Annotated in this window: 23 protein-coding genes and 1 tRNA gene; 10 read left to right on the top strand and 14 right to left on the bottom strand. The window is 63.0% G+C overall.

Annotated elements, in window-relative coordinates; all coding sequences use genetic code 11:
• Positions 1–21: 21 nt before the first annotated feature.
• Entirely contained in the window at positions 22–786 is a 765-nt protein-coding gene (gene surE / locus CCE89_RS03680) for a 5'/3'-nucleotidase SurE (protein WP_086436639.1), read from the bottom strand.
• Positions 786–2,066 carry a serine--tRNA ligase gene (gene serS, locus CCE89_RS03675; RefSeq protein WP_086436638.1) on the bottom strand — a complete coding sequence of 427 codons (1,281 nt, stop codon included), beginning with the start codon at positions 2,064–2,066 and terminating at the stop codon, positions 786–788. The genes surE and serS overlap by 1 nt, the downstream gene beginning before the upstream one ends.
• A gap of 154 nt (positions 2,067–2,220) precedes the next feature.
• On the opposite strand from serS, the gene CCE89_RS03670 reads away from it, so the two are divergent.
• Together CCE89_RS03670 and CCE89_RS03665 are read left to right on the top strand one after the other, a co-directional pair.
• On the top strand, positions 2,221–3,537 hold the full coding sequence (locus CCE89_RS03670; RefSeq protein ID WP_234989921.1) for a sulfotransferase family protein: 1,317 nt from the start codon (positions 2,221–2,223) through the stop codon (positions 3,535–3,537).
• A gap of 60 nt (positions 3,538–3,597) precedes the next feature.
• A complete protein-coding gene (locus CCE89_RS03665; RefSeq protein ID WP_086436637.1) occupies positions 3,598–3,903 on the top strand; it encodes a hypothetical protein in 306 nt (101 codons plus the stop codon).
• Between the two features lie 123 nt (positions 3,904–4,026).
• Here the strand turns inward: CCE89_RS03665 and CCE89_RS03660 are convergent, their stop codons facing one another.
• The 4 genes from CCE89_RS03660 to CCE89_RS03645 all read right to left on the bottom strand — a co-directional run bounded on the left by CCE89_RS03660 (position 4,027) and on the right by CCE89_RS03645 (position 10,167).
• Positions 4,027–5,418 carry an alginate export family protein gene (locus CCE89_RS03660; RefSeq protein WP_086436636.1) on the bottom strand — a complete coding sequence of 464 codons (1,392 nt, stop codon included), beginning with the start codon at positions 5,416–5,418 and terminating at the stop codon, positions 4,027–4,029.
• A gap of 63 nt (positions 5,419–5,481) precedes the next feature.
• A complete protein-coding gene (locus CCE89_RS03655) occupies positions 5,482–7,326 on the bottom strand; it encodes a methyl-accepting chemotaxis protein (protein ID WP_086436635.1) in 1,845 nt (614 codons plus the stop codon).
• Positions 7,327–7,547: 221 nt separating this feature from the next.
• Positions 7,548–7,622, bottom strand: a tRNA-Val gene (locus tag CCE89_RS03650).
• Positions 7,623–7,821: 199 nt separating this feature from the next.
• On the bottom strand, positions 7,822–10,167 hold the full coding sequence (locus CCE89_RS03645; RefSeq protein ID WP_086436634.1) for a TonB-dependent receptor: 2,346 nt from the start codon (positions 10,165–10,167) through the stop codon (positions 7,822–7,824).
• A gap of 120 nt (positions 10,168–10,287) precedes the next feature.
• Here CCE89_RS03645 and CCE89_RS03640 point away from each other — a divergent pair, with 120 nt between their 5' ends.
• Positions 10,288–10,899, top strand: a complete 612-nt coding sequence (locus tag CCE89_RS03640; RefSeq protein ID WP_086436633.1) for a TetR/AcrR family transcriptional regulator — start codon at positions 10,288–10,290, stop codon at positions 10,897–10,899.
• A gap of 18 nt (positions 10,900–10,917) precedes the next feature.
• Here the strand turns inward: CCE89_RS03640 and sppA are convergent, their stop codons facing one another.
• Positions 10,918–12,795: a signal peptide peptidase SppA gene (gene sppA / locus CCE89_RS03635; RefSeq protein WP_086436632.1), complete on the bottom strand. Its 1,878-nt coding sequence runs from the start codon at positions 12,793–12,795 to the stop codon at positions 10,918–10,920.
• A 120-nt stretch (positions 12,796–12,915) separates the two neighbouring features.
• Here sppA and CCE89_RS03630 point away from each other — a divergent pair, with 120 nt between their 5' ends.
• Together CCE89_RS03630 and CCE89_RS03625 are read left to right on the top strand one after the other, a co-directional pair.
• Positions 12,916–13,941 (top strand): aspartate carbamoyltransferase catalytic subunit, encoded by a 1,026-nt coding sequence (locus CCE89_RS03630; protein ID WP_086436631.1) that lies wholly within the window; start codon positions 12,916–12,918, stop codon positions 13,939–13,941.
• Positions 13,938–15,170 (top strand): dihydroorotase, encoded by a 1,233-nt coding sequence (locus CCE89_RS03625; RefSeq protein WP_086436630.1) that lies wholly within the window; start codon positions 13,938–13,940, stop codon positions 15,168–15,170. The genes CCE89_RS03630 and CCE89_RS03625 overlap by 4 nt, the downstream gene beginning before the upstream one ends.
• Positions 15,171–15,343: 173 nt before the next feature.
• Here CCE89_RS03625 and CCE89_RS03620 read toward each other — a convergent pair whose 3' ends face one another.
• The 3 genes from CCE89_RS03620 to CCE89_RS03610 are packed head-to-tail and all read right to left on the bottom strand — an operon-like array spanning position 15,344 to position 17,949.
• A complete protein-coding gene (locus CCE89_RS03620) occupies positions 15,344–16,687 on the bottom strand; it encodes an SPOR domain-containing protein (RefSeq protein ID WP_086436629.1) in 1,344 nt (447 codons plus the stop codon).
• A gap of 44 nt (positions 16,688–16,731) precedes the next feature.
• Positions 16,732–17,220, bottom strand: coding sequence for a hypothetical protein (locus CCE89_RS03615; RefSeq protein WP_086436628.1), 489 nt, complete (start codon positions 17,218–17,220; stop codon positions 16,732–16,734).
• A 15-nt stretch (positions 17,221–17,235) separates the two neighbouring features.
• Complete coding sequence (locus CCE89_RS03610) at positions 17,236–17,949, bottom strand: ParA family protein (RefSeq protein ID WP_086436627.1); 714 nt, start codon at positions 17,947–17,949, stop codon at positions 17,236–17,238.
• 197 nt (positions 17,950–18,146) lie between these two features.
• Here CCE89_RS03610 and CCE89_RS03605 point away from each other — a divergent pair, with 197 nt between their 5' ends.
• The 5 genes from CCE89_RS03605 to CCE89_RS03585 all read left to right on the top strand — a co-directional run bounded on the left by CCE89_RS03605 (position 18,147) and on the right by CCE89_RS03585 (position 22,107).
• On the top strand, positions 18,147–19,220 hold the full coding sequence (locus tag CCE89_RS03605) for an SPOR domain-containing protein (protein ID WP_086436626.1): 1,074 nt from the start codon (positions 18,147–18,149) through the stop codon (positions 19,218–19,220).
• Between the two features lie 62 nt (positions 19,221–19,282).
• Positions 19,283–20,584 (top strand): DUF418 domain-containing protein, encoded by a 1,302-nt coding sequence (locus CCE89_RS03600; RefSeq protein WP_234989920.1) that lies wholly within the window; start codon positions 19,283–19,285, stop codon positions 20,582–20,584.
• 87 nt (positions 20,585–20,671) lie between these two features.
• Complete coding sequence (locus CCE89_RS03595) at positions 20,672–20,860, top strand: (2Fe-2S)-binding protein (RefSeq protein ID WP_086436991.1); 189 nt, start codon at positions 20,672–20,674, stop codon at positions 20,858–20,860.
• Between the two features lie 129 nt (positions 20,861–20,989).
• On the top strand, positions 20,990–21,478 hold the full coding sequence (gene bfr, locus CCE89_RS03590) for a bacterioferritin (protein WP_086436625.1): 489 nt from the start codon (positions 20,990–20,992) through the stop codon (positions 21,476–21,478).
• A gap of 164 nt (positions 21,479–21,642) precedes the next feature.
• Positions 21,643–22,107, top strand: a complete 465-nt coding sequence (locus CCE89_RS03585) for a hypothetical protein (RefSeq protein WP_086436624.1) — start codon at positions 21,643–21,645, stop codon at positions 22,105–22,107.
• 70 nt (positions 22,108–22,177) lie between these two features.
• Here CCE89_RS03585 and CCE89_RS03580 read toward each other — a convergent pair whose 3' ends face one another.
• The 4 genes from CCE89_RS03580 to CCE89_RS03565 all read right to left on the bottom strand — a co-directional run bounded on the left by CCE89_RS03580 (position 22,178) and on the right by CCE89_RS03565 (position 24,710).
• A complete protein-coding gene (locus CCE89_RS03580) occupies positions 22,178–22,672 on the bottom strand; it encodes a DUF2721 domain-containing protein (RefSeq protein WP_234989919.1) in 495 nt (164 codons plus the stop codon).
• The gene (gene der / locus CCE89_RS03575; RefSeq protein ID WP_086436623.1) at positions 22,669–24,120 is read right to left on the bottom strand and encodes a ribosome biogenesis GTPase Der; all 1,452 of its coding nucleotides are present in this window, start codon (positions 24,118–24,120) and stop codon (positions 22,669–22,671) included. The genes CCE89_RS03580 and der overlap by 4 nt, the downstream gene beginning before the upstream one ends.
• A gap of 52 nt (positions 24,121–24,172) precedes the next feature.
• A complete protein-coding gene (locus tag CCE89_RS03570) occupies positions 24,173–24,457 on the bottom strand; it encodes a DUF3297 family protein (protein WP_086436622.1) in 285 nt (94 codons plus the stop codon).
• 73 nt (positions 24,458–24,530) lie between these two features.
• Positions 24,531–24,710: a hypothetical protein gene (locus tag CCE89_RS03565; RefSeq protein WP_086436621.1), complete on the bottom strand. Its 180-nt coding sequence runs from the start codon at positions 24,708–24,710 to the stop codon at positions 24,531–24,533.
• Positions 24,711–24,718 lie beyond the last annotated feature (8 nt).

The raw sequence follows: 24,718 nt of genomic DNA, 5'->3' as shown, positions 1-24,718 counted from the left end.
CTCTTGTCTGTAGCCTATCGTTCAGCCCCCGAACTTCTCACCCAGCGTGGCGAGCGATGCGTGGTGCGTCAATTCGAGCTGCAGCGGCGTTACAGAAATATACTTCTCCGCAATCGCTTCGAGGTCGGTGCCGTGGTCGAGCGTGTGCTCGATCGCGTCTAGTCCGAACCAGTAGTAGCGCTGGCCGCGCGGATCGCGGGCCTCGACCACCGAGGCGCGGGCATAGTCGTGAAAGCCCTGCCGCACGGCGCGTATACCCCTGACCTCCTCCGCATCGAGCGCGGGAAAGTTCACGCTTACCAGCGTGCGGGTCGCGAATTGTGTGTCGATCAGGGGGGCGATAACCTTCGCGCCCCAGTTGCGCGCGGCGTGGAAGCGGTCGCCCGAGGGCGGGCGCTCCTGCGTCATGACCTGGCTCAGCGCGATCGAGGGAATCCCGGCGAGCGCACCTTCCATGGCCGCCGAGACGGTGCCCGAATAGGTGATGTCGTCGCCGAGGTTCGCGCCTGCGTTGACGCCCGACAGGATGAGATCGGGCGGGCCGTCGAGCACCTGCTTCAATCCCATCGAAACCGCGTCCGTGGGTGTGCCGGTGACGGAGAAGCGCCGCTCCGAATGCTTGCGCAGGCGGACAGGCATGGCCAGCGTCAGCGAGTGCCCGGCGCCGGTCTGATTGTCGGAAGGGGCGCAGGTCCACACGTCGTCCGAGAACTCATGCGCGATCGCTTCGAGCACTTCGAGCCCCGGAGCGTGAATGCCGTCGTCATTGGTGACCAGAATACGCATCAGCTGGCAGGCTCCAGGACGGTCACTCCGCCCATATAGGGTTGCAGAACCTCGGGAACGGCTACGCTCCCGTCCGCCTGCTGGTAATTCTCGATCACCGCGACGAGCGTGCGTCCCACCGCGAGGCCCGAGCCGTTGAGCGTGTGAACGAAGGCCGTCTTCTTCTCGCCCTCGGGACGATAACGCGTGTTCATGCGCCGCGCCTGGAAATCGCCGGTGTTCGAGCAGGAACTGATCTCGCGATAGGCACCCTGGCCGGGCAACCACACTTCGAGATCGTAGGTCTTGCGCGCGCCGAAGCCCATGTCGCCGGTGCACAGCAGCATCTTGCGATAGGGCAGGTCGAGCGCCTGGAGGATCGCCTCGGCCGCCCCGGTCATGCGCTCGTGCTCGGCCTCGCTCTCCTCGGGGCGAGTAATGCTGACAAGCTCGCACTTCTCGAACTGGTGCTGGCGGATGAAGCCGCGCGTGTCCTTGCCCGCCGCACCTGCTTCGCTGCGGAAACACAGGGTAAGGGCAGTCAGGCGCATGGGGAGGGCGGTGTCATCGAGGATCTCGCCCATGACCGAACTGGTCAGGCTGACTTCGGACGTGGGGATCAGCCAGCGATCGTCGGTCGTGCGGAAGCTGTCCTCCGCGAACTTGGGCAGCTTGTCGGTGCCATACATCGCCTCGTCCTTGACCAGCACGGGCGGATTGCACTCGGTGTAGCCATATTCGCGCGTCTGACGGTCGAGCATGAACTGGCCGAGTGCGCGATGCAGCCGCGCCATGTCGCCGCGCAGGAAGGTGAAGCGCGAACCCGAAATCCTCGCTCCGGTTTCGAACTCCATGCCGAGCGCGGGCGCAATATCGGCGTGTTCTTTCGGCTCGAAATCGAACTCGCGCTTGGCCCCCCAGCTCGATAGTTCGACATTGCCCGCTTCGTCCTCCCCCTGCGGCACATCCTCGGCCGGAAGGTTGGGGATCACCGCCAGCGCATTTTCCAGCTTCGCGCCGAGCTCACGTTCCTCCTCCTCGAGCGCGGGCAGCGTCTGCTTCAATTCGCTTACTTCGGCTTTCAGCGCCTCGGCTTTCTCGGTGTCGCCTTGGCCCATCGCCTGACCGATCGCCTTGGAGGCCTCGTTGCGGCGACTCTGCGCTTCCTGCATGCGCGTGGTGACAGCGCGGCGTTCCTCGTCGATGGCGAGGACTTCGGCGGCGAGCGGTGCCAGTCCGCGGCGGGCGAGGGCCGCGTCGAAAGCTTCGGGGTTTTCCCTGATGGTGCGAATGTCGTGCATGGGATGCGCCTATGCCTTTTCGCCCCGGCAATTGCCAGTGGGGATCGAAAGCCGATCCGGCTCATTGTTGCATCATTCGCTCCAATCTTTAGGGAGCGGCACCTTCACGGGCGGATTCGTCCGCTACCTGAAAGGCTTGGAGGCGAATGGCATAGTGGCGAACAATGCGATCAAGCCTCCGAAACGGACTCCGTTCATCGATGTTGTCGACACCGCGATCCGCGCAGGGCGCAAGATCGGCATGGTCGATCCGGCAATTCTGACCAAGCAGCATCTGATGGAGTCGGCGGTCGAAGAAACCGGGCTCGACGACTTCGGCGATCGCTGGTTCGAGCGGCCGATGGAAGCCTTGCTGGACTCGATAAAGAGCGAGGCGCAGCTGAACGCAGCAGGCGATTTCTCGGCAGTGAAGCAGTTCCACCACGTGCTGCGCGACCGCTTGCTCACGCAAATGTGGTTCAAGAAGCATCCGGAAATCCTCGAGCGGCCGATCGCGCACCCGGTGGTGATCGTGGGGCCGATGCGGTCGGGAACGACGCGACTTCACCGGCTGCTCGCCAGCGACCGGCGCTTCTCGCACATGCGCAGTTTCGAAACGATCAGTCCGGTTCCGCGCCCCGGATATGAGGAAGTGCTTGCAGGGGAGAAGGAAGACTTCCGTCCGGTACTCGCGCGGCGGATCATGAAAGTGGCGCGACTGGCCAATCCGCGCACGCTCTCCATCCATCCGACCGGGCCTTACGAACCGGAAGAAGAGCTCGGCCTGCTGGTCGCCAGCATGTGGGGCATGAAGTTCGAGGCGCAGTGGCAGGTGCCGAGCTACGGCAAATGGTGCGAGGGGGTGGATGCGACACCTGCTTATGAACACCTCGCCAACCTCCTGCGGCTGGTTGGCTGGTCGCAGCAGGTCTCCTCGATCCGGCCGTGGATATTGAAGACGCCGCAACACATGATGGACCTGCCCGCGCTGCTGAAGGTCTTCCCCGATGCGCGGCTGATCTTCACGCATCGCGACCCGCAGGCAATCGTCGGCAGCGCCGCCTCGCTCGCCTGGAACCAGACGATCCTTTATTCCGACAATGTCGACCCGGCCCGGGTCGGGAGCGAGTGGCTGCGCAAGACGGAGACCATGATCGCCCGGATGCGCAGCGCGCGCGACGCCATCCCGCGCGACCGGATGATCGATGTGCATTACGATGACATGGATCGCGACTGGCGCAGCACGATGGAGCGAATCTATCGCTTCCTCGAGCTCGACATGGAACCGGCCGTTCCGGCGATGGAGGGCTATCTTGAGCGGGCCAAGGCGCTGAAGCGGCATCCGCATCGCTACAGCCTCGCCGAGTTCGGTCTGACAAGTGGCGAGGTGGCGGAGCGCACCTCCGATTATGTGCGGACTTATGGCATCGCGCCCGAAGAAGATGTCGGCCATCTTGCCCAGCAGAGGCGGGCCGCTCGCCAGGTACGCTGACTTGCGCCGTCAGGGGAACAAGCTGCCCTCCAAGCCGTTGATTGTGCAAAGGAGATTAGCATGATTGGCAAGATTATCGGCGCCAGCCTTGGCGCGAAAGCAGCACAGAACACGAAGAATATCGGCGGACCCATGGGTGCCGCGATCGGCGCGGCTGCGCCGTTCATTCTTCGTCGTCTGAGTATTCCCGCAATGCTGGCGATTGCCGCCGGCGGATATGCTTACAAGAAGTACAGCGACAAGAAGGATGCCAGTGGCGACACCAAGGTCGCAAAGGCGAAGACCGAGAAGCAACCGCCAGTAACTTCGACGGCGCCTGCGACGTCTACGGCTGGCGCAAACTCGACCGCGCCCGCTACGGCGTAACGAGACAATCCAATTCCGCTTAACGGCGGATTTCAGAGCCCATGCGCGCCTTGCAAGGTTGGCATGGGCTTTTGATTCGGGACCTCACAAGATCGGCGCAAAGGACCTATGCCCGGCTCTCTGCTAGAAGTTGAAATACAGATCGGCATAGAAATAGCGGGTATCCCCGATGTCGGTGACATTGGGGGCCGAGCGGAGAAACCGGCCCTTGGCCAGCAATGCGCCACCGATGTCGATCTGCATGAAATCGGGCATGAGCCAGTAGCGAATGCGGGCTTCGACCTGCTCCCCAGCGTAGCGACCACTCTGGCCGGTCGCATCCCTGATACCGGTCTTGGCAAAGCTGTCTGTCTTTTCGTCCAGCCACGCAGCCCGGGCAGAAACGAATGCATCGAAGCGCTTCGATGGCTTGATTTCGAATTTTGCCCCCAGATCGCGGATATTGTTGCGGCTGAGCGGCCCGTACAGAGACGATGAGGGCCCCCATTCGCCGCGCCTTATGCCGAACAGAGTGTCGAAACGGTTGTAGCTCGCGTGTTCCGGATCGTCACCGCTGGCGATATCGCCGACGAGCGGGATGCGAGGGTTGGCGGGATGGTCGAACGTATATCCGACTTCGGCGGCGATCGTATGGGCGGAAACATCGACCTCCGGCGCGCTTGCCGCCTTCGAGGTTCGCGTAGTCCCTGTTTGCCAAGCGGCCTCGACCTCGAAGTCGAGCTTGCCCTTCTTGCTGGCGGAGAAGAGCCTGAAACCCGGCGTCACGAGATGACGGTTATTCGTCGCGCGCTGCGCGCTGTCTTCCTCATCGAGCCGATAGGTGTAGACCTCCATGGTCACTGCAGACCCCGCAAGCTTGCTCGAGACAATGCCGCCCCAGAAGCGCAAATCATGGCTTTCGCGGTCCCATTCGACCGCGTTGTTGAGCAGGCCGGAGCGATCTGAGGGGAGGCGCTGCTGCGGCAGTGTGTAGAAGAGAGTGGCGGCCTGGCCCCTGTCCTTGCGCGACCAGTCCGCGCGTACGCCGGTGAAGCCGTTGGCGGTGTTGCGGAAGCCGGGGCTCGCCGCGAGCCGCTTGGAACCAAGCTTGAGCAGGAAACGCCCGGCGGTGAGCTCGGTGTTCGATCCGGCACCCAACGCGTCACCAAGTTCCGCAGTGAGATAGGCTTCGACCAGTTCAAGCGCGTTGACGTCGGCCGTGGAAAGCGGTGTGCGATCATTTGCCGCGTAGGCACGTGCATCCTGCAATTGGCCTCCGATGCGAACCGGGCCGGCATCGTATTCTGCCTTGATTATGGTGCGTATGCTCAGCAGGTCGGCTTCTTCGGCCCCGCCGCTTCGGAATGTGTTGTCATAGGTTTCGTAGCGGGTGCGAACGCTAGCGCTGATGGTGAAGTCGTCCGAGCCGAGCGTTTCCTGCAGGGTAGGTATGCCGCCTTCTTTCGCGGCCACCGGCATGGCGAGAGTGATCGCGGCAGTGCTCGACAACACCGCTGTGAACGCGTGCTTTTTCATGGTTCTTTCCTTGGTGAGCAGGGAACCGCCAGCGCTACATCGCGCGGGATGGATCCGGTTTGCCTAGAATTCGCTCCAGTCATCGGCAGCGAGCGCGAGGTTGCCGACCGACTGCGGCTGCGCGCTGCGAGCGGCTGGCGGAAGGGCGGGCCGGCTGGCTGGGCGCTGGGGGCGCCATTTGCTGTCACCGCCTTCGCCTTTCCCGAGCACAAAGCCGGAAACGATGGCGGCGAGGTTGTCCGCTTCGGTGGCGAGGTTGCGCGCCGCCGCGTTGCTTTCCTCGACCATTGCCGCGTTTTGCTGTGTGACAAGATCCATGCCGCTCATGGCCTTGTTCGCTTCCTGCAAACTTGCGGATTGCTCTTCTGTCTTGGCACTGATGGTTTCCACCAGCGAGGTTGCGACTTCGATCTTGTTGACGATCCGGTCGAAGGCATCGCCGGTCTTGCGCACCATGTCGGCTCCTGCGGAGACCTGGCCGGAGCTGCGCTCGATCAGGGTCTTGATGTCCTTTGCCGCATCGGCGGACCGCTGCGCCAGGGCGCGAACCTCGGTTGCGACAACTGCGAAGCCGCTTCCCGCAGCACCTGCGCGGGCCGCTTCCACACCCGCGTTGAGCGCCAGCAGGTTGGTCTGGAATGCAATGTTGTCGATGACGGAGATGATCTCTTCGATCTGAGCGGTCGACTGCTCGATCTCGCTCATCGCGGCGACCGCCGTTGTAATGACCTCGCTTCCCAGTTTCGCTTCCGTCATCGCGTCGGAAACGTCCTTGCGGGCCTGTGCCGCGCCACTGGCGGTCTCGGATACCATGGCCGTGATCTGGTCTACTGCCTCCGTCGTTCGCGCGAGACCAGAGGCATGGCTTTCGGTGCGGCTGGCGAGATCGTCGGAAGCCTGGCTGATTTCGCTCGATCCGGTACGAATCGTGTGCGCCGTCTCGGCAACGCCGATCATTGTTTGAAGCAACTGCTGCGTGGCCGTGTTGAAATCGTTGCGAAGGCCGACATAGCTCTCGCTCAGTTCGCCAAGTTCGACTGTCAGATCCCCACGGGCCATTTTCTTCAGGCATTCGCCAAGCTGCGCAGCCATATCGGCCATATCGATATCTGCCTGCCGCTTTTCGGCGCTTGTATTGCGCAGCTGCACTGCCCCGCGGGCCAGTTCGCCCACGTCATCGCCGCGATCGGCGTGGTCGATGACCACATCGTAGTTGCCATTGAGGATTTGACCGATTGCGCCCGATATGGAGCCGAGTTCGCTGGCTATGGCGTCACGGATCGATCGCGCAAGGATGAAGGAGATCAATCCCAGGAGAAGCGCGATTACGATGGTAATCCATATCACCTGCTTGGAGGAACTCACCTGAAGTGCAGCATGCTCCTCTGCCTTTGCAATTACCGGATCGCGAATGGCTTCGATGGCAGCATCGACCTTGTCTCCCGCCTCCATGATCCGGCCCGCTCCTGCGGCTCCGGTCGCCCCTTCGGACACGACGTCAGTGACAGTCGCGACATAAGTTTCAGTCAGTGACGAAACGTCGGTAAGGAGAGCGACCTCGGATTCTTCGACCCGCGACCTTGTGTCGGCAATCGCCTGACGCATGTCGGCCACGTTGCCTTCGAAGTCCTCGCGGGTCGCGTCATTGCGGAGCAGGGCATAGCGGAATACGTCCCGCTCCAGAGAGGCAAAGTCCTTCTCCAGCAGGGCGGAGGAGAGCGCCTGCTCTGACAGGAAATCGTCGCGCTCGAGCATGCTCTGACTCATGTATGAGCTGCCGATGAGCACGCTGACGAGGATCAGGCTGAGAATGATTGATGCAGTCGCCTGAATTCCAAGCCGCTGGTTTATCGACTTGCGACTCAACCACCCGCCAAAACCGGAAATGGTTCCAGAACTTTCCGTCATTTTCCGCCCTACGCCTTGAAGAGTTACCACCCGGAGGAACGGCCAGCGGCCGCCTATTGTGCAGACCAGAGGTAACCGAGCCGCTTTAAGAGGCGCCCATTCGTCGAATGCGGAAAATTGCTTAGTGCCCGAGCAGGCGGTGATGACTTGTGTAAAGCGCTGCTGCGCAGCCGCATGCACTCAACGAGTGAGCAGGATCGCTACGGCTGCTGGAAATGGTGTGGTGGGCGCGGCAAGGATTGAACTTGCGACCCCACCCGTGTGAAGGGTGTGCTCTACCACTGAGCTACGCGCCCGCCCGATGTCGCTGGAGCCTTGGTCCAGCCGGACAGGGGCGCGCCATTGCCATGAGTCCGCCGCCTTGGCAAGCGCGCACATGCTCACATCTTCGTGAAATCGTGACTGCCGAAATGAAACGGCCGGAGCGCCTGGAAAAGCACCCCGACCGCTACCTGTCCCAGGGAGAAGCCAGACAGGATTAGGTTTAACCTTCGATCAGAACTCGACAGTCGCGGTGACGAAGACCTGCCGCGGATTGCCGTAGAATGCCGTCAGGGTTCCTTCCGGCCCAAGCGTCGGGATCGGGAAACCGTTGGCACCCGGAATGATTTCACCGGTCGTCGGATCGGTCGCGACGAAGGTATAGCCGCTGGTCTTGTACTCCTTGTCGAACAGGTTCTTGCCGTAGAGCCCGATGGACCAGCGGTTGCCCGGAGCCTTGTAGACCACGCTGGCGTCGACCAGCGCATAGCCGCTCTGATCGAGATAGGGGTTGGGGATCTCGAACTGGTAGGTCTTGCTGCGATAGCTCGCGGTCGTGCCAAGGTAGAGGTCGCCGTCGCCCACCGGCAGCGTGTAGCTGAGTGTGGCCGAGCCGGTGAACTCCGGCGTGTTCTGCACTTCGCGGAACTCGGCGACATCGGTCGGGACACCGGCGATATTGGTGATGTATTCGTCATACTGCGCGTCGATCCAGCCCGCGGTCAGGGCCAGATTGAAACCTGCCCCCAGACGCGCGTTGCCTTCGAACTCGATGCCCTTGAAGGTCGCCTTGCCGGCGTTGGACACGATACCGCAGAAGGACGGCAAACCCGCGACTTCGCAGGCGACCGAACCAGGGATCTGGACGTCGGTGTAGTCGGCATAGAAGGCCGCCAGCGCGACGTTGAACATGCCGCCCGCGAGCGAACCCTTGTAGCCCACTTCGTAGCTGTCCACCTCTTCCGGAGCGAAGCTGAGGAAGCTCGCGACCTCGTCATCGGTCGGCGCGCCGGGAATGGCGGCAGGCGCGTTGGCACCGACCCCGCGCGGATCGAAACCGCCACCTTTGAAGCCCTTCGAATAGCTTGCATAGATATTATGATCGGGCGTCGGCATGAAGCTGACCGAGGCGCGCGGCGTGAACTTCTTGAACTTGCTGCTGCCAGTAAAGTCGGTGCCGGGTGCGCCGAACGGAATGCCCGCGCCGCCGAAGACCGGTGAGCCTCCGCCGAGGTAGTTCTGGCGCAGGATCGAGGCTGTCCGCTCGTCCCAGGTATAGCGACCGCCCACCGATAGCGAGAGCTGTTCTGTAAGGTCGTAAGTGAAATCGCCGAAGACCGCGTAGGTCTCGGTATCGACTTCGGCCTGGGTATAGGCGGTCAGGCCGGGAAAAGTAGTGAAGATGCGCACATCGAACAGCGTGTCGGCTGTGGCGTCGAGGTAATAGAAGCCCAGCAGACCGGCCAGCGGTCCGCCATCATCCCACAGCAGCTGCACTTCCTGGCTGAGCTGTTCGTTGAGATAGGCACCCGGCACGTCGAGATCGACTGCGGGAAGCGCGTCGAAATCGATCGGCGTATAGCTGTCATCCTTGCGCCATGCCGAGATCGAGCGGAGCGTGAGCGCGTCCGACAGGTTGATCTCAGCATTCATCATCACGCCATAGGATTCGACCTCCTGCTCGGGATCGTTGAGTGCGCCGCGCGTGTCGAAGACATTGTCGAGCACCGGGGCGCCCGAAGCGAGACCCGGGATCAGGCGGTGGCCGCCGCGCGGATTGCTGGTGTCCTTGGTATAGTCACCCTGCACGCGGATGAAGACCGGCTCGCCATAGCCGCCCATTTCGAGGCTGGCGCGACCGGCCCAGATGTCCTTGTTGTAGTTCTCGATCCCCAGCGTCAGATTGTCGCCGAAGCCGCCGCGCGAAAGCCGCGCGACCGAGCCACCCACGCGGACGAGATCGCTCACCGGAGCGCCGACCGTCACGACCCCTTCGGCCTGGTCATAGGTGCCGTAGGTTGCGCGCGCCTTGAGGTAGAAGTCCTGCGGCAAACGCTTGGTCACATATTTGACCGCGCCGCCGATCGTGTTGCGGCCATAGAGCGTGCCCTGCGGTCCGCGCAGCACTTCGATTCGCTCAACGTCGTAAATGTCGAGCACGGCGGCCTGCGGACGGTTGAGATAGACATCGTCGAGATAGATGCCGACGCCCTGCTCGAAGCCGGAGACCGGGTCCTGCTGGCCGATGCCGCGAATGAAGGCGGACAGGGTGGAGTTGGTCGCGCGCGATGCTTCGAGCGTGACGTTGGGGGCGAGGTTGCCGACATCGGTGATGTCGAGCGCGCCCTGGTTGGCGAGCTGCTCGCCCGAAATTGCGGTGACGGCGATCGGCACGTCGATCGCACGCTCTTCACGGCGACGGGCGGTGACGATGATGCCGGTTTCGGCCAGCTCGTCCACACCGGCCGTATCGGGCTCGGTCTGGGCGGCGGCAGGCGTTGCAGCGAAAGTGGCGGCAAGCGCGATCGTGCCGCAACCAGCCAGAAGGGTACGCGAAATGGATTGGGTCTTGAAACTCATGAAAACCTCTCCCTGGTAAACTTATGAGACCTCCAATATTGAAAGTTGAACCAACTTTCAAGTTTAGACTTGCCGCTGGCTTTTCTGCGCTTTAGGCAGGAAAGCGAGAGGGGAGGTCTGATGGACGACGCCGAAGCGCTACCGGACAAGACGCCGCGCACTGCGCGCGGGCGCCGCACCTTGCGCAAATTGCTGGACGCGGCGGCAGTCGAGTTCGGGGAAAAGGGGTTTCACGAGGCGTCGATCAGCTCCATCACGCGCCGCGCGGAGGTCGCCCTTGGCACCTTCTACACGTATTTCGATAGCAAGGATGCGCTGTTTCGTGCGCTCGTTGGCGATATGAGCGAGGCGGTGAAAGTCAGCGCCCGCGATGCCCTGAGCGATGACATGGGCGCACTCGAGATCGAACGCGCCGCACTGGCCGCCTTCCTTTCCTTCGCCCGCGAACACCGCGAGATCTACCGCATCATCGACGAGGCGGAGTTCGTCGATCCGGCGAGCTACCGCGATCACTATGAGACGATCGCGGCGCGCATCGCGAAAAGACTCAAGGAAGGCGCTGATGCCGGAGAGTTGAGAGAGGGGCTGGGCGAGACCGAGGCCTGGGCGATGATGGGAATGAACGTCTTCGTCGGCTTGCGCTATGCGGTGTGGAGCGATGGAGACCCGGACGAAATCGCCTCCCGGGTCAACGCGCTAATCGCGCGCGGCATTGCTGCCGAGCCGGATTGACCGGCCCGGAAGCGAAGCTCAAGGTTTGAGCAGTACCAGCAATTGCTGCAGCCATGACGGGCTCATCGAATTCGAGCCAGCACCCGGAAGACTGGGGCATGCGAGGCAATAGGCCTGTACCCCGCGCGTGCCGAGCAGCCTTTCGGTATCGCCTGCAATGCGGATCTTCAGAGCAGTCTGCTGGCCAGCGATCATCGCGAAGAGATCGTTGGAGGCCTGCTGTTGGCTGTTGTCACGCATCAAACGGCGCAGCAGCGTGTCGTACTGGTTGACCTGGGTACCGAGATAACGCGCGTGCCAGTCACCGTCTTCGAGTTCGGCCTCTTTCGCCACCCAGGCAAGCGCTTCGTTGATGCCGCCGAAATTGTCGACCAGGCCAAGCTGCTTGGCTGCGCCGCCATCCCACACACGGCCCTGCGCGATTGCGTCGACCCGCTCGGGCGAGAGGTTGCGCGCCTCGCTGACGAGCTGGATGAAATCGGCATAGGTGTTGCCGACCGAGCTCTGGAGGATCGAGTCCACCTCCGGCGTGAAGCCCGCGACCAGGTCGGGCTGGCCCGATAGCGGCGTGGTGCGATAGCCATCGGCATTCACGCCTAATTCGGCGGCAGTGCCTTCGAAGGTGGGGATAACGGCGAAGACCCCGATCGATCCGGTGATGGTTTCGGGCTGGGCGAAGATACGGTCACCGGCAGTCGAAACCCAGTAGCCACCACTCGCCGCGAGGTTGCCCATCGAGATCGCGATCGGAATCTCGTTCGCCTTGTGACGCAGGATGGCGCGGCGGATGACTTCGGACGCCATGACCGAACCGCCCGGCGAATTGACGCGCACGACGAGCCCAGCCAGATCGTCGTCGAGCGCTTCGTCGAGCAGTTCCGCGATGCGGTCACCGCCTGCGACGGCCGGACCCGCATCGCCGTCGACGATTTCGCCCGAGACCGTCACGACACCGATTGCCTTGCCCGGTTTGTCGGGCGCAGTGTCCGCGACGAAGGGTGCGTAGTCGGTTGTCGCGAAAGTGCCCGGCGCATTGTCCCAGGGATGCTCGCCTGCCACTTCTGCGACGCGCGCGCCGAACTCTTCATAGCTGCCGAGCCGGTCGACGAGGCCCGCATCGAGCGCAGCCTCGGCAAGGTCGCCGCTCGATGCTTCCACCCATTCGGCTGGCGATTGCGTGACGCGGTCGAGCTGAAGTTTCGGCCGCGCCGCCTTCACATTGGCCTGCCATTCCTGCCACAGCGCGCCGTAAAGCTGGCGATAGTTTTCGCGCGCTTCATCGGACATGGAGTTGCGTGAGAAGGGCTCGACGGCCGATTTGAAGCTGCCGACGCGGTAGATGCGGGCATTAACGCCCAGCTTTTCGAGCAGGTCGGCATAATAGAGATTGGTCCCGCCCGGACCCGCGATGATCGCGCCGCCCAGGGGATCGAGCCAGACTTCGCTGGCATGGGAAGCGAGCATCATCGCATCGTCGGCATAGCCCACTGCATAGGTAAAGACAGGCTTTCCGCTGTCGCGCACCCGGCGCACTGCCTCGGCGACTTCCTGCATGTGGACATGGCCACCGCCGACGAAGCGAGAGAGGTCCAGCACGACAGCCTCGATCCGGTCATCGGATTGCGCTGCGTCGAGTACCTGAACGAGTTCGCGCACGGGATATTCGCCGATCGGCGCTTCCTGGCTCAAAAGCGCCTCGATCGGGTCGATTTCGCTGCGCTCTTCGACAATGACGCCATCGAGTTCGAGCAGGAGCGCGCCTTCGCGCACCTGGCCGGGGCTGGGCCGCGCCGAAAGGATGGCGAAAATGGCCGCGAAGAACAGCAGCAGGAACAGCAGCGCGAGCGCGTCCTTGATCCCGACCAGAAGCCGCCAAACCTTGCCTGCGAAACTCATGCTATGAAAATCCTGTCCAAACTTGCCCTCAAGTTAGGTGGTTCATGGTAAAGTTCCAGCGAAAAGGGTGCGAGGAAAGGGTTGAGCGACTGACATGGCTCGTCTAACGGCATCGCTTTAATGACATCGACGGCAACACCTTCGCAAAGCGGCCGCTATCCGGCGGGTTCGCTGGCATTCCCGCACCGCGACCTGCTCGGCATCGCGCAGCTCGAACGGCACGAGATCCTGTACCTGCTGGAAGAGGCGGAAACCTGGGTCGAACTCAACCGCGGGGCGAACAAGCACTCCGACCTGCTCGCAGGGCTCACCATCATCAACGCGTTCTTCGAGAACTCGACGCGGACGCTCTTGAGCTTCGAAATCGCGGGCAAGCGGCTGGGCGCGGACGTGGTGAACATGCACGCCGCACAATCGAGCGTGAAAAAGGGCGAAACGCTGATCGACACTGCGATCACGCTCAATGCCATGCGCGCCGATGCGATCGTGATCCGGCATGGATCGAGCGGCGCGACCCAGCTGATCGCGAGCAAGGTCGACTGTCCAGTGCTCAACGCGGGCGACGGGCAGCACGAACATCCGACACAGGCGCTGCTCGATGCGCTCGCCTTGCGCCATGCGCTGCGGGGGCGGGGGAGCACGGCCGAGGATTTTACCGGCCTCACCGTCACGATTTGCGGGGACATCCTGCACAGCCGGGTCGCGCGGTCGAACATCCTGTGCCTGCAGGCGCTGGGGGCCAGCGTCCGCCTCTGTGCGCCGCCCGCGCTGATGCCAGCGCAGGTCGAAGCGATGGGAGCGACACCGTTCCATGATTTCGATGCCGCGCTCGACGGCAGCGACGTGGTGATGATGCTGCGCCTCCAGAGCGAGCGGATGCAGGGGCAGTTCATCCCCTCCGAGCGCGAGTATCATCACCTCTATGGCCTGACCAGGGAACGCTTGCAACGCGCCGCGCCTGAGGCATTGGTGATGCATCCCGGCCCAATGAACCGCGGGGTCGAAATCGACAGCGAAGTTGCGGACATGCTCGATCGCTCGATCATCACACGGCAGGTGGAGATGGGCGTGGCAATCCGCATGGCCTGCCTCGACATTCTGACGCGCAAGTCGCGCGGGATCGCTGGTTGGGGAGGCGCGGCATGAAGCAGCAACGGCCTCTCACGATTACCGGCGGCAAGCTCGTCACCACTGGCGGCGTCACGGACGGCGCAATCCGCCTTGTCGACGGCTGCATAGAAGCGCTGGGCGACATTGCGGCGCAGGCTGGCGACGATGTGCTCGACGCGAAGGGTCAGCTCATCGCCCCGGGCATCGTCGATCTGGGCGTCTTCGCGATCGACAAGCCCGCTTGCCATGCCGGCGGGATAACCCGCGCGGCGCTGATGCCGGATCAGTCTCCGCCGCTCGATTACCCGAGCCGGGTCAATTACATCGCCAAGATCGGCAAGCCCGATCTCTGGGTCCATCCGCTCGCCGCGGCGACCAGCGGGCTTGGGGGCACGCAGCTTGCCGAGATCGGCATGATGAAAGAGGCAGGGGCGAGAGGTGTCGCCACCGGGCGCGGGTGGATCGCCAACTCGGGCGTGATGCTGCGGCTGCTGCAATATGCCTCCATGCTCGATCTCGTCGTGGTGACCCATGCCGAGGACGGCGATCTCGTCGGCGAAGCCGTTGCGACTTCGGGCGAGATGGCGACCCGATTGGGCCTGCCAAGCGCGCCTGCCGAGGCCGAGGCGCTGGCCGTGGCGCGCGATATCGCGCTCGCCGAACTATCGGGCGCGCGAGTGCATTTCCGCCAGGTCACAACGCGCGCTGCGCTCGATCTCGTGCGTCAGGCCAAGGCGCGCGGCGTCAACGTGACTGCTGGCGTCACGCCCGCGCACTTCATGCTGTCGGACCTCGCGACGGCAGAGTTCCGCTCCTTCGCGCGGATATCGCCGCCGCTGCGCAGCGAAGCCGACCGCAAGGCGGTGATCGAAGCGATCGGCGACGGCACGATCGACGTCATTGCGAGCGGACACGATCCGCGCGGGGCCGAAGCCAAGCGCCTCCCCTTTGCCGATGCGGCGGAAGGCATGGCCGGTGCCGAAACTCTGCTCGCCATGACGATGAACCTCGTGCGTGACGGTGTGATCGAGATGGCGCGGGCCTTCACGCTTCTGGCGAGCAATCCGGCAGATTTGCTCGGAGTGGAAGCCGGGCGGCTGGAAACAGGCCTGGAGGCCGACATCGCGCTGGTCGATCCGGACAAGCCATGGGTGATTGCGCGCGCTTCGATGGTATCGGCGGCAAGCAACACGCCCTTCGACGGCCAGCCTGCGCAGGGCCGTGCGACAGCCCTGTTCAAGGGCGGGGTGAGGGTGGGCGTTTGAATTGCGCACCCCATCCGGGGTGCGATATCCTCGCTCATGCGATCTAAAGCTCGCATCGCTGCGGGCCGGCGGTAGCCCTTGCGGTCGCATCGCGACCGGGTGCTGCTCTGCAAAGAAAACCCCCGGAACCCTTGCGGGCGCCGGGGGCAGTCTCGCTGAAATAGCTGAGTTTGTTAGCGCGCGGCCATCCGTGCCGGCCCGCGAACGGCACCCGGCAGCGGGCGACCTTCGGCATAGGCGAAGCAACCGCGGCCTTGCGACTTGACGGTGCCGCACATGCTGCGGGCTTCGGTCGCGCCGAAACCGGCCGCAGACACGCGATAGAATGTCTTGCCGCGGACCTTGGCCTCTGTGATCACGAGGTTGCGGTTCGAAAGCTGCGAATAGCGCTTCTGGTAGATGTTCCAGGCACGCTCCGCATTGGCGCGGCTCGAAAAGCTGCCGAGCTGAACGAGATGCGTGCCGGCAGCCACCCCATCGGCAGAGGCCATGCGGCGCTGAGAGGTACGGGCGGCGATACGCGGACCCGAGCTCTTTGCAGGCGCAGCCTTGGCAGGCGTGTAGCTGGCCGGGAGGCTCTGCACGACTTCGTTCGAAACGATCCGCTCGCCGACGATATCGCTGGCCGGGACGACGGTTGGTTCGACAGCAGCGAACTCTTCATCGAAGCTGAGCTGCGAAGAAGCATCCTCGCCAGCAATCGCGAACTGCGGCGCTTCGGCAACCGGAGTCTCGACCGGAACTTCGGTCGCGGCTTCCGCTACCATGGCGGCATGCGAAGGATGGTTGGCGAGCGCGAGTTGCGCCGGCTGGCCGAGATCCTGTGACGGTGCGACCTGCAGAAGCGCAGCCACGCGCTGTGTGGTCTGTTCGGGGCGGGCGGTCTGGGCCCATTCACCGATACGATCGTCGACCTGGTCGGCCGGAACGTCTTCTGCCGCCATCACGCGGGCAGCGCGCCAGTTGCCCTGCAGGGCATAAGCGTAAGCGAGATTCTGGCGAACCTTGGCGGTGTTCTGTCCGCCGCGAAGGGCATTGGCGAGCACATGGACACCCTGGTCGGGCTGACCGGCCAGAGCGAGCGCCAGACCGAGGTCGGCCGGATCGAGCGAGCCCTTCCATTCATCAAGCACTTCGAGAGCTGCGGCACTGTTGCCGATCGCAGTCTGCGACAGCGCATAGCTGAGCACGGTTCGCGGATCATTGTCACCCAGTTCGATCGCGTCGCCGAAGCTGGTGGCGGCCGACTGGAAACGACCAGCTTCGAGATAGGCTGCACCAAGCATTGCGCGAAAACCGGCATTGCGCGGTTCGGCCAGAACGGCAGCTTCTGCATGGTCGACGGCCTGTTCGGCCTGACCCTTGGCCAGCGCGGTCTGCGCCTTGCCGAAGGAGGTTTCCGCACGCGGCGCGGCACTGGTGGTGCACCCGGCAAGCACGACGCTGGCAAGAGCGGTCGTGACGGCGAGGGCGATCTTCGGCCCGTTCAGTGCGTTGATATTGGCGGTGCGACTCATTGTCTTTCCCCCTCTTCAGCCTGTTCTTTCAGCGAGTGTCCCGATCACTGCCGCGTGAGTTTTGCGGCGAGCGCGTCGAGATCGTCTATTTCTTCGAGCAGCGCATCGAGCGCGTCGGTGACGAGCTGCTGCGCACTGCAATTGTTCATGGTTGCGGCCAGGCGCAGCTTCAGATGGCGTTCCGCATTGAGGCGCAGCGTGAAGGCTGCGCGCTTGCCCTGGTCGACCGCGCGGCGACGCTTGGCCGGCTTCTCTTCCGGAGCGTTGTCCTGCGTAACCCGATCGGCGAGCGCACGCTGCTGCTTGAGCACGGCAGGTGCGGTCGCAGCCTTGGCGTCAGGCGGCGTCAGATGCACGACGTCGGCGGACTTCGCCGCCGGTTCGTCCTGCCCCATGTCGTTCCAGCCGAGGTCTTCCAGATTGGCCTGCGAGGCATCGGGAATCGGCGCCAGTTGCGGGCGCATGGCCGGTTTCGCGCCACCCTTGCGTGCCAGCAGGGTAGGGCTCAGAGAGGCAAAGCTGGCTTCGGTCATGGCTAGCGGCGCTCCTTACTGAGCCACGCGGCGGCCGAAGCCGCCACCGGGGCGCGCAGTGGTAACCTGCGACTGCGTATTGGGAGCCGCGAACACGGTGCGGCGGAAGTTCTTCTCGAGACGATCCGAAATGTATTTCCACAGCGCGGTCATTTCGGCGGCGCTGCGACCTTCGGGATCGACTTCCATCACCGTACGGCCATCGATCATCGAGGCTGCAAAATCGGTGCGGTGGTGAAGGGTGATCGGAGCGACGGTGCCGTGCTGCGACAGCGCGACGGCGGCTTCCGAAGTGATCTTGGCCTTGGGCGTCGCGGCGTTGACCACGAAGACCAGCGGCTTGCCGGCGCGTTCACACAGATCGACCGTAGCGCCGACTGCACGAAGATCGTGCGGGCTGGGACGGGTCGGAACCACGATCAGTTCGGCAACCGAAATCACCGACTGAATAGCCATGGTGATTGCCGGCGGCGTATCGATCACCGCAAGCTTGAAGCCCTGCTGGCGCAGAACCTGCAAGTCGTTCGCGAGCCGTGCGACGGTGGTCTGGGCGAAAGCGGGATATTCCGCCTCACGCTCGTTCCACCAGTCCGCGAGCGAACCCTGCGGATCGATGTCGATCAGTACAACCGGGCCAGCGCCTGCGCGCTGTGCCTGGACGGCGAGATGCCCGGACAATGTAGTCTTGCCCGATCCGCCTTTTTGCGATGCCAAAGCTAGTACTCGCAACGACTGGGTCCCCCTGGTTAGCCCATAATCATCCGCTTTGCAGCGGCCATGGGAAAGGGGATCGCAGACTACCCCTAATTTTAGGTTAATACCGGAGCATCGGGTGATCTTTCGGGCAGGCAAGACTTTCCTAACGGGTGATTCACTATAACCGGCAAAACGGTTAGACTGGCTGCGCGCCAGGCAAGGGGAAAAGCATGTTCCAGTTTGCATCCAGGGGAAAATGGCTGGCAGGTTCGCTCTGCCTTGCACTCGCAGGCGCAAGCGTGGCGCAGGCCGATGTGAAGGATGGCGTCGATGCCTGGTCGCGCGGCGACTTTGCTACTGCCGTCGCCGAGTGGCAGGGGCCAGCGGCACGCGGGGATGCCGATGCACAGTTCAATCTCGCGCAGGCCTATCGCCTCGGACGCGGCGTGGAACCCGACATTGCGAAAGCCCGCGAGTTGTACGAACGCGCTGCCGCATCAGGCCATGTGAAGGCCGCGGACAACTACGGATTGTTGCTTTTCCAGCAGGGCGAGCGTCCGCGCGCCATGCCCTATATCAATGCAGCGGCCATGCGCGGCGACCCGCGCGCCCAATACGTCTTGGGACTTGCCTATTTCAACGGCGACCTTGCCGAGAAGGACTGGGTCAAGGCTTACGCGCTCATGACGCTGGCGAATGCGGCGAGCCTCCCTCAGGCTGCCGACGCGCTCAAGCAGATGGACGAATACATCCCGATTGAAGATCGCCAGAGCGCGCAGCTTGTCGCCAGCGATCTCAAGCGCCGCGCTGACGAGAACCGTGCGGCGCAGCTTGCTGCAGTCGATCTGGGTGTATCGGGCGATGCGCTGGTCGAACCTTCTTCGCGCGTCCCGAGCGCGATTGCGAGCCTGCCGGTGCCTGCCTCGACTCCGCGCGCAGCCGATACGACGGCTGCAACGGCAGGTGCCGACTATGCGCGGCCTGCGCAGGAAGCCGTGCTGGTGGCTGGGACGATCGAGCCAGCTTCGCAGCCCGAACCAGCGCCCGCTCCAGTTGCGAAACCCCCAGCATCGAGCGACGGCCCCTGGCGGGTCCAGCTCGGTGCCTTCGGGGTGAAGGGCAATGCCGAGCGATTGTGGGGCAAGCTTTCGAGCAGCGCCGTGCTCGGCAGCAAGAAGCCGTTCTACGTTCCGGCGGGCAAGCTGACCAAGCTGCAGGCAGGCGGCTTCGCGACCCAGGGCGATGCGGCGCGTGCCTGTGCAGCGCTCAAGTCTTCCGGCCAGGCCTGCATCGTCACCAAGTAAACCGTTACTCGCTCTTCCCCCGCGCGTGCGCGCTGCTAGTGTTGCGCGCTTCATGAGGGGGAATGGCTTTGGACGAGCAGCGCGAAACGCCAATCGATCTGGCGACGCCGGATAGCGAAACTTCTATCCCGGTGGCAGGCACAGATCGCATCGGCAGCCTCGATTTCATCCGCGGGCTTGCAGTGATGGGGATTCTGGTGGCGAATATCGTCGCCTTCGGTCAGCCTTTCGCCGCTTATATGTATCCCGAAGCCTTCACCACGGGCCATTCCGCGGCGGAGGACTGGATGTGGATCGGGCAATTCGTGCTGATCGACAGCAAGATGCGCGGGCTCTTTACCCTGCTTTTCGGGGCCGGGCTCTATCTCTTCATGGAGAAAGCCTGGGCGAAGGGGGCGACACGCTGGCTTCAGGTGCGAAGGCTGTTCTGGCTGATGCTGTTCGGCCTCGCGCACTATTTCCTGATCTGGCGCGGAGACATCCTGTTCTCCTACGCGATCTGCGGCTTCCTCGTGCTCGGCTTCATTACCATGAGCGCACGCGTGCAGTTCGTCATCGGGCTGCTCGGCTACGCTTCTGGCGCTCTCCTGTGGGGCGGGCTGATGGCGATGATGGTGATGGCCGCCGACACGCCGCAGGGCGACCCGGGAATGCCGCTTTCGGATGTGCGAAGCGACCTTCAGTCGCAGCAGGATCAGATGCTGCAGGACGGAGCCACACAAACAGAGCTGATCAGCGGAGGGCATTATGGCGACTATGTCGGGCACATGGTCTCCCAGCATGCGAGCGACCTCGGCTTCTTCATTTTCCTTTGGCTGTTCGAGACGCTGCCGCTGATGCTGATCGGCATGGCGCTCTATCGCTGGGGATTTTTCAGCGGAGCGTTCAGCACTCGAAAGATGCGACTATGGGGTGCGCTCGGCATGGTAGCCGGCGGGCTGATCACTTTCCTGATCGGGCTGTGGGTGAGGGACGGCGGCTTCACTTATTACGGCACGCAGGCCGCGCAGGTCGGCTTCAGCTATCTGCCGCGCCTCGCCATGATCCTCGGGCTGGCCGCACTGCTTGTCACGATCGCGCCGAGCGCGACCGGCTGGCTCGGGCAGCGCATATCGGCAGCAGGCCGTGCCGCTTTCACCAACTACCTCGGCACGTCGCTGGTCATGTTGCTGGTAATGCACGGCTGGGCGCTCGGACTGTTCGGCGAGCTGACACGCACGCAGCTTTACCTCGTCGCATTCGCGACCTGCGCATTGATGCTTGCCTGGTCGAAGCCATGGCTGGACCGGTTCCGCTATGGCCCGCTCGAATGGCTGTGGCGCTGCATGACTTATGGGCGGGTATTCGCTCTGAGGCGTGGATAGGTCAAAGACTCCGACACAATAATACTTGCTATTGAGAATTGTTCGCATAAATTGGCTTCTGCGAATCACTCGCAGGAGACCCGCGACATGTATGTCTGCATCTGCAATGCCATCAAGGAAAGCGAGCTGCGCCGCGCCGCCCGCCACACCTCGGGCGATGCAGAGGCGGCTTACGCGACCCTGGGCAAGCGCCCCAACTGCGGCCAATGCCTGGTCGAAGCCGACCAGATCCTGTTCGAGGAACGCGAGCTGGGCCGCCTGCCGCTCGCCGTTTGAACTGACTTCCCGCTACTGAAAATCGCTCGCAACTGGCGGAATTCCGCCGTTTTTGTGTGCTGGCCCCTTGCCGCATAGCCCCTCGGGAGACTATGCCAGAGCTTCAATCGTCACCACAGGAGCCGGGCCATGAAGGGCGACCAGAAGGTTATCGAATATCTCAACAAGGCGCTCACCAACGAGCTGACCGCGATCAACCAGTACTGGCTCCATTACCGCGTCCTTGCGGACTGGGGCGTTCACAAGCTCGCCGAGTACGAGCGGCATGAATCGATCGACGAGATGAAGCATGCCGATATCTTGGCCGAACGCATCCTGTTCCTGAACGGCCTTCCCAATTTCCAGGCGATCCACAAGCTCAAGGTCGGCGAGACGGTGAAGGAAATCCTCAGGGCCGATCTGGCGATGGAAGAAGAGGCTATCCCGCTGCTGCGCGATGCGATCGAACATTGCGAGAGCGTGCGCGACTACGTCAGTCGCGAAATCTTCGCGCGGATCCTCGAAAGCGAGGAAGAGCATGTCGATTTCCTCGAAACGCAATTCGACATGATCGAGCGGATGGGCCTGGAGAACTACGTCCAGCTCAACAGCAAGCCCGCGGAAGAGGGTGAAGGTTGAGATCGTTCCCAACAGCGCTGTCGCGTTTGTACAAGCTTGAACACAAGCATTTGACTCTTATGTGACATTGGCGCAGCTTCCCCCTCGGGAGAACTGCATAAAGAGGTCGTTCTGGCTCCTGTTCGCGGGTCGCGTACTCACGTTAACAAGGGGAAACGAAGGCCATGAACATGATCAAAACGATTGGAATGACGCTTGTCGCCGGTTCGGCGCTGGCCATGGCAACGCCTGCTGCAGCGCAATTGCGCGTTTGGGAAGATTACACGCCGCAGGAAGAAGTGGTCGAATTGACCTATGTGAAGGTCGATGAAGGCCAACTCGACACCTACCTGGAGGGACTCAAGGAAACCTGGGTCAAATCGAACGAGGTGGGCAAGAGCCTGGGGCAGATCAAATCATACGGCATCTACACCGTGCCCTATGGCCCGAACGAGGTGAACCTCGTTCTGAGGATCACCTATCCGAACATGACGGTGCTCAATGCCGACAAGGAGCGCTTCGACGCCTTCATGGAAGCCTGGGGTCGCGAGAACATGGAGAGCAGCAACAAGACCGTGATCGAGGTCTATAACAACATCCGCAAGATCAAGGGGACCTATCTCCTGCGCGGGCTCGTGATGAACGATTGAGCGAAAGCGAAGACTTGAGAAGGGGCGGGGCAGCGATACTCCGCCCTTTTCCGTTGAAGCTTGCCGCTCGTCAGCTTCTCGCTTCTAGCCCGTTCTTCGGCTGACCGCGGGCCGCCATCACGGTCTCCGCCGCGAAATGGACGAGGCCGGTGATCAGGAACACCATGGTGAGGATCCAGGCAATCGCTGTCACCGTGCCGATCTGGGGCGTGATGAATGCGCTCACGAACAGCAGCGCGATGACCACGCAGATGGTGAGTGCAGCTGCCGTGCTGAACATGACCGCGCGCTGGACCAGCGTGCGCCGACGACCCAGCCGGATCAGGCTGCCCCGATCGTGCGGCGAAAGATCTTCTTCCATGCGCGCCTGAAGCCGCTCGATCCGCTCTGCGACCCAGATGAGCCTGCTGACCATGACATTCATGATCGCGCCGATACCGGCAAGGAGAAATGCGGGCGCAAGACTGAGGCGCACGATTTCCTGCACGCGCACCGTCGACGATGTGCGCTCCACCAGTTCGCTGGCGATACTCCCACCATCCGCAAGCAGATCGATCACCATCATCCGCGCTCCGAACCGCCACTGTAGTTCCCGCCGCCGCCTTTGTTGGCGTTGTAGGGGTTCTTCGGGCTCTTGAGCACGACGCGCACGGGCACGGCTTCGAAACCCAGCTTGGATCGGATCCCGTTCACCAGATAGCGCTCGTAACTCTTGGGAAGCGATTCGAGCCTCGTGCCGAAAATGACGAAGCGCGGCGGCCGGGTTCCCGCCTGCGTGATGTAGCGCAGCTTGACCCGCCTGCCGCCGGGGGCTGGCGGTGGATTGGCTTCGAGTGCATCGTCGAACCAGCGGTTGAGCGCGGCGGTGGGCACGCGCTTCGACCAGCTTTCGCGGATTTCGAATGCGGCGCCGAGCATCGCATCGAGCCCCTTGCCGGTCTTGGCCGACACGGCGAACAGCGGGAGGCCGCGCACCTGCGCCAGTCCATCGTCGAGCGCGGCACGCACGCCGTTGAAGAGCTTGCTCGCGTCCTCTGCCACATCCCACTTGTTGATCGCGACCATGAGGGCGCGGCCTTCCTGCAGCACCATGTCGGCAATCTTCAGGTCCTGGTGCTCGAGGCCCTGCGTCGCGTCGAGCAGCAGCACGACGACTTCGGCGAAATCGATTGCGCGGCGGGCGTCGGCGACGGAGAGCTTTTCCAGCTTTTCGGTAACGTTGCGCTTCTTGCGCATCCCGGCGGTGTCGACGAGGTGGATATCGCGCACATCGCCGGTCCGGGGATCGGTCCATTTCCAGTCGACCGCGATCGAATCGCGCGTGATTCCGGCTTCAGGCCCGGTGAGCAGGCGATCTTCACCCAGCAAGCGGTTGATGAGGGTGGACTTGCCTGCATTCGGACGTCCGACAATCGCGAGCTTCAGGGGGCCGAGCGGCTTCTCCTCGTCCTCGCTCGCGGCGAACTCGGCGGCAGCTTCAGCCGCTTCCGACTTGGCGCCGATAATCGGCCACAGCGCACCGAACAGGTCTGCGACGCCTTCGCCGTGCTCAGCCGAGAGCGCCACCGGATCGCCGAGGCCGAGCGAATAGCTTTCAAGAACGCCGCTTTCGCCCGCCTTGCCTTCCGCCTTGTTGGCGACGAGCACGACGGGAATCTCTTCGCTACGCAGCCAGCGCGCGATTTCCTCGTCTAGCGGGGTAAGCCCCGCGCGGGCATCGATCACGAACATCGCCGCGTCGGCGCCTTCGATGCTGACCTCGGTCTGGGCGCGCATTCGCCCGGGCAGCGTTTCCGCGTCCTCGTCTTCCCAGCCGGCCGTATCGACGACGGTGAAACTCATCCCCGCAATCTCGGCATCGCCCATGCGGCGATCGCGCGTGACGCCCGGCTGGTCATCGACCAGCGCGAGCTTCTTGCCGACGAGCCGGTTGAACAGCGTCGACTTGCCCACGTTCGGGCGCCCGATGATGATCACTTCGGGCTTCTGGGGAGGGGCGGTGGGACTATCCATTGCGTTTGCCAAGTGGGCGCTCATGCCGCACTTGGCAAGCGCGCGCCGCAGATCAGTCTGCTTTGATGACCGGCGGATTATCGCCGAGGTCTTCGTACCACGCTTCGACCGGACCGTTGAGCTTGATCGTCAGGGGGTTGCCCTTGCGGTCGACGGTCTTGCCGGCCTGGACCCGCACCCAGCCTTCGGAAACGCAATATTCCTCGATATCGGTGCGCACCCTGTCCTTGAACCTGATGCCGACGCCGCGCTGCAACTTTTCGCCATCGAAATGCGGGCTGCGCGGATTGACCGAGAGGTGGTCGGGCGGGGTGTCCTGGGTGCTTTCTTCGCTCATGCGCGCGCCAATAAGGCGCTAGCCGAGACTGCGCAATATATATTGGCGCTCGGTCGGGTGCCCAGACGGGCGCTCAATCGGGTGGAGGCGGGGTTTCCGGGATCGAGCGATCGGGCTCGTTGATGTCGGGCTCCGGCGGGCTGATCTCCGGCGGCTCGGTCATCGGTGCCTCATCGGGCGGAGCAGTTGGCGGGCTTTCTGGCGGAGCGCCGGGTTCGATCGTATCGGGTTTCGGGTCTGGTTGGGTGGCCATCGTCTGGC

This window comes from Altererythrobacter xiamenensis, from assembly GCF_900177715.1.
Lineage (GTDB): Bacteria > Pseudomonadota > Alphaproteobacteria > Sphingomonadales > Sphingomonadaceae > Erythrobacter > Erythrobacter xiamenensis.
Note: the sequence above shows the minus strand (reverse complement) of the source record. Positions and strands in the feature narration are given on the sequence as shown.

What these genes read in the sequence shown, in the direction of transcription:
- surE (WP_086436639.1), bottom strand. Translation starts at nt 786, where the DNA reads ATGCGTATTCTGGTCACCAATGACGACGGCATTCACGCTCCGGGGCTC.
- serS (WP_086436638.1), bottom strand. Translation starts at nt 2,066, where the DNA reads ATGCACGACATTCGCACCATCAGGGAAAACCCCGAAGCTTTCGACGCG.
- CCE89_RS03665 (WP_086436637.1), top strand. Translation starts at nt 3,598, where the DNA reads ATGATTGGCAAGATTATCGGCGCCAGCCTTGGCGCGAAAGCAGCACAG.
- CCE89_RS03660 (WP_086436636.1), bottom strand. Translation starts at nt 5,418, where the DNA reads ATGAAAAAGCACGCGTTCACAGCGGTGTTGTCGAGCACTGCCGCGATC.
- CCE89_RS03655 (WP_086436635.1), bottom strand. Translation starts at nt 7,326, where the DNA reads ATGACGGAAAGTTCTGGAACCATTTCCGGTTTTGGCGGGTGGTTGAGT.
- CCE89_RS03645 (WP_086436634.1), bottom strand. Translation starts at nt 10,167, where the DNA reads ATGAGTTTCAAGACCCAATCCATTTCGCGTACCCTTCTGGCTGGTTGC.
- CCE89_RS03640 (WP_086436633.1), top strand. Translation starts at nt 10,288, where the DNA reads ATGGACGACGCCGAAGCGCTACCGGACAAGACGCCGCGCACTGCGCGC.
- sppA (WP_086436632.1), bottom strand. Translation starts at nt 12,795, where the DNA reads ATGAGTTTCGCAGGCAAGGTTTGGCGGCTTCTGGTCGGGATCAAGGAC.
- CCE89_RS03630 (WP_086436631.1), top strand. Translation starts at nt 12,916, where the DNA reads ATGACATCGACGGCAACACCTTCGCAAAGCGGCCGCTATCCGGCGGGT.
- CCE89_RS03625 (WP_086436630.1), top strand. Translation starts at nt 13,938, where the DNA reads ATGAAGCAGCAACGGCCTCTCACGATTACCGGCGGCAAGCTCGTCACC.
- CCE89_RS03620 (WP_086436629.1), bottom strand. Translation starts at nt 16,687, where the DNA reads ATGAGTCGCACCGCCAATATCAACGCACTGAACGGGCCGAAGATCGCC.
- CCE89_RS03615 (WP_086436628.1), bottom strand. Translation starts at nt 17,220, where the DNA reads ATGACCGAAGCCAGCTTTGCCTCTCTGAGCCCTACCCTGCTGGCACGC.
- CCE89_RS03605 (WP_086436626.1), top strand. Translation starts at nt 18,147, where the DNA reads ATGTTCCAGTTTGCATCCAGGGGAAAATGGCTGGCAGGTTCGCTCTGC.
- CCE89_RS03600 (WP_234989920.1), top strand. Translation starts at nt 19,283, where the DNA reads ATGGCTTTGGACGAGCAGCGCGAAACGCCAATCGATCTGGCGACGCCG.
- CCE89_RS03595 (WP_086436991.1), top strand. Translation starts at nt 20,672, where the DNA reads ATGTATGTCTGCATCTGCAATGCCATCAAGGAAAGCGAGCTGCGCCGC.
- bfr (WP_086436625.1), top strand. Translation starts at nt 20,990, where the DNA reads ATGAAGGGCGACCAGAAGGTTATCGAATATCTCAACAAGGCGCTCACC.
- CCE89_RS03585 (WP_086436624.1), top strand. Translation starts at nt 21,643, where the DNA reads ATGAACATGATCAAAACGATTGGAATGACGCTTGTCGCCGGTTCGGCG.
- CCE89_RS03580 (WP_234989919.1), bottom strand. Translation starts at nt 22,672, where the DNA reads ATGATGGTGATCGATCTGCTTGCGGATGGTGGGAGTATCGCCAGCGAA.
- der (WP_086436623.1), bottom strand. Translation starts at nt 24,120, where the DNA reads ATGGATAGTCCCACCGCCCCTCCCCAGAAGCCCGAAGTGATCATCATC.
- CCE89_RS03570 (WP_086436622.1), bottom strand. Translation starts at nt 24,457, where the DNA reads ATGAGCGAAGAAAGCACCCAGGACACCCCGCCCGACCACCTCTCGGTC.
- CCE89_RS03565 (WP_086436621.1), bottom strand. Translation starts at nt 24,710, where the DNA reads ATGGCCACCCAACCAGACCCGAAACCCGATACGATCGAACCCGGCGCT.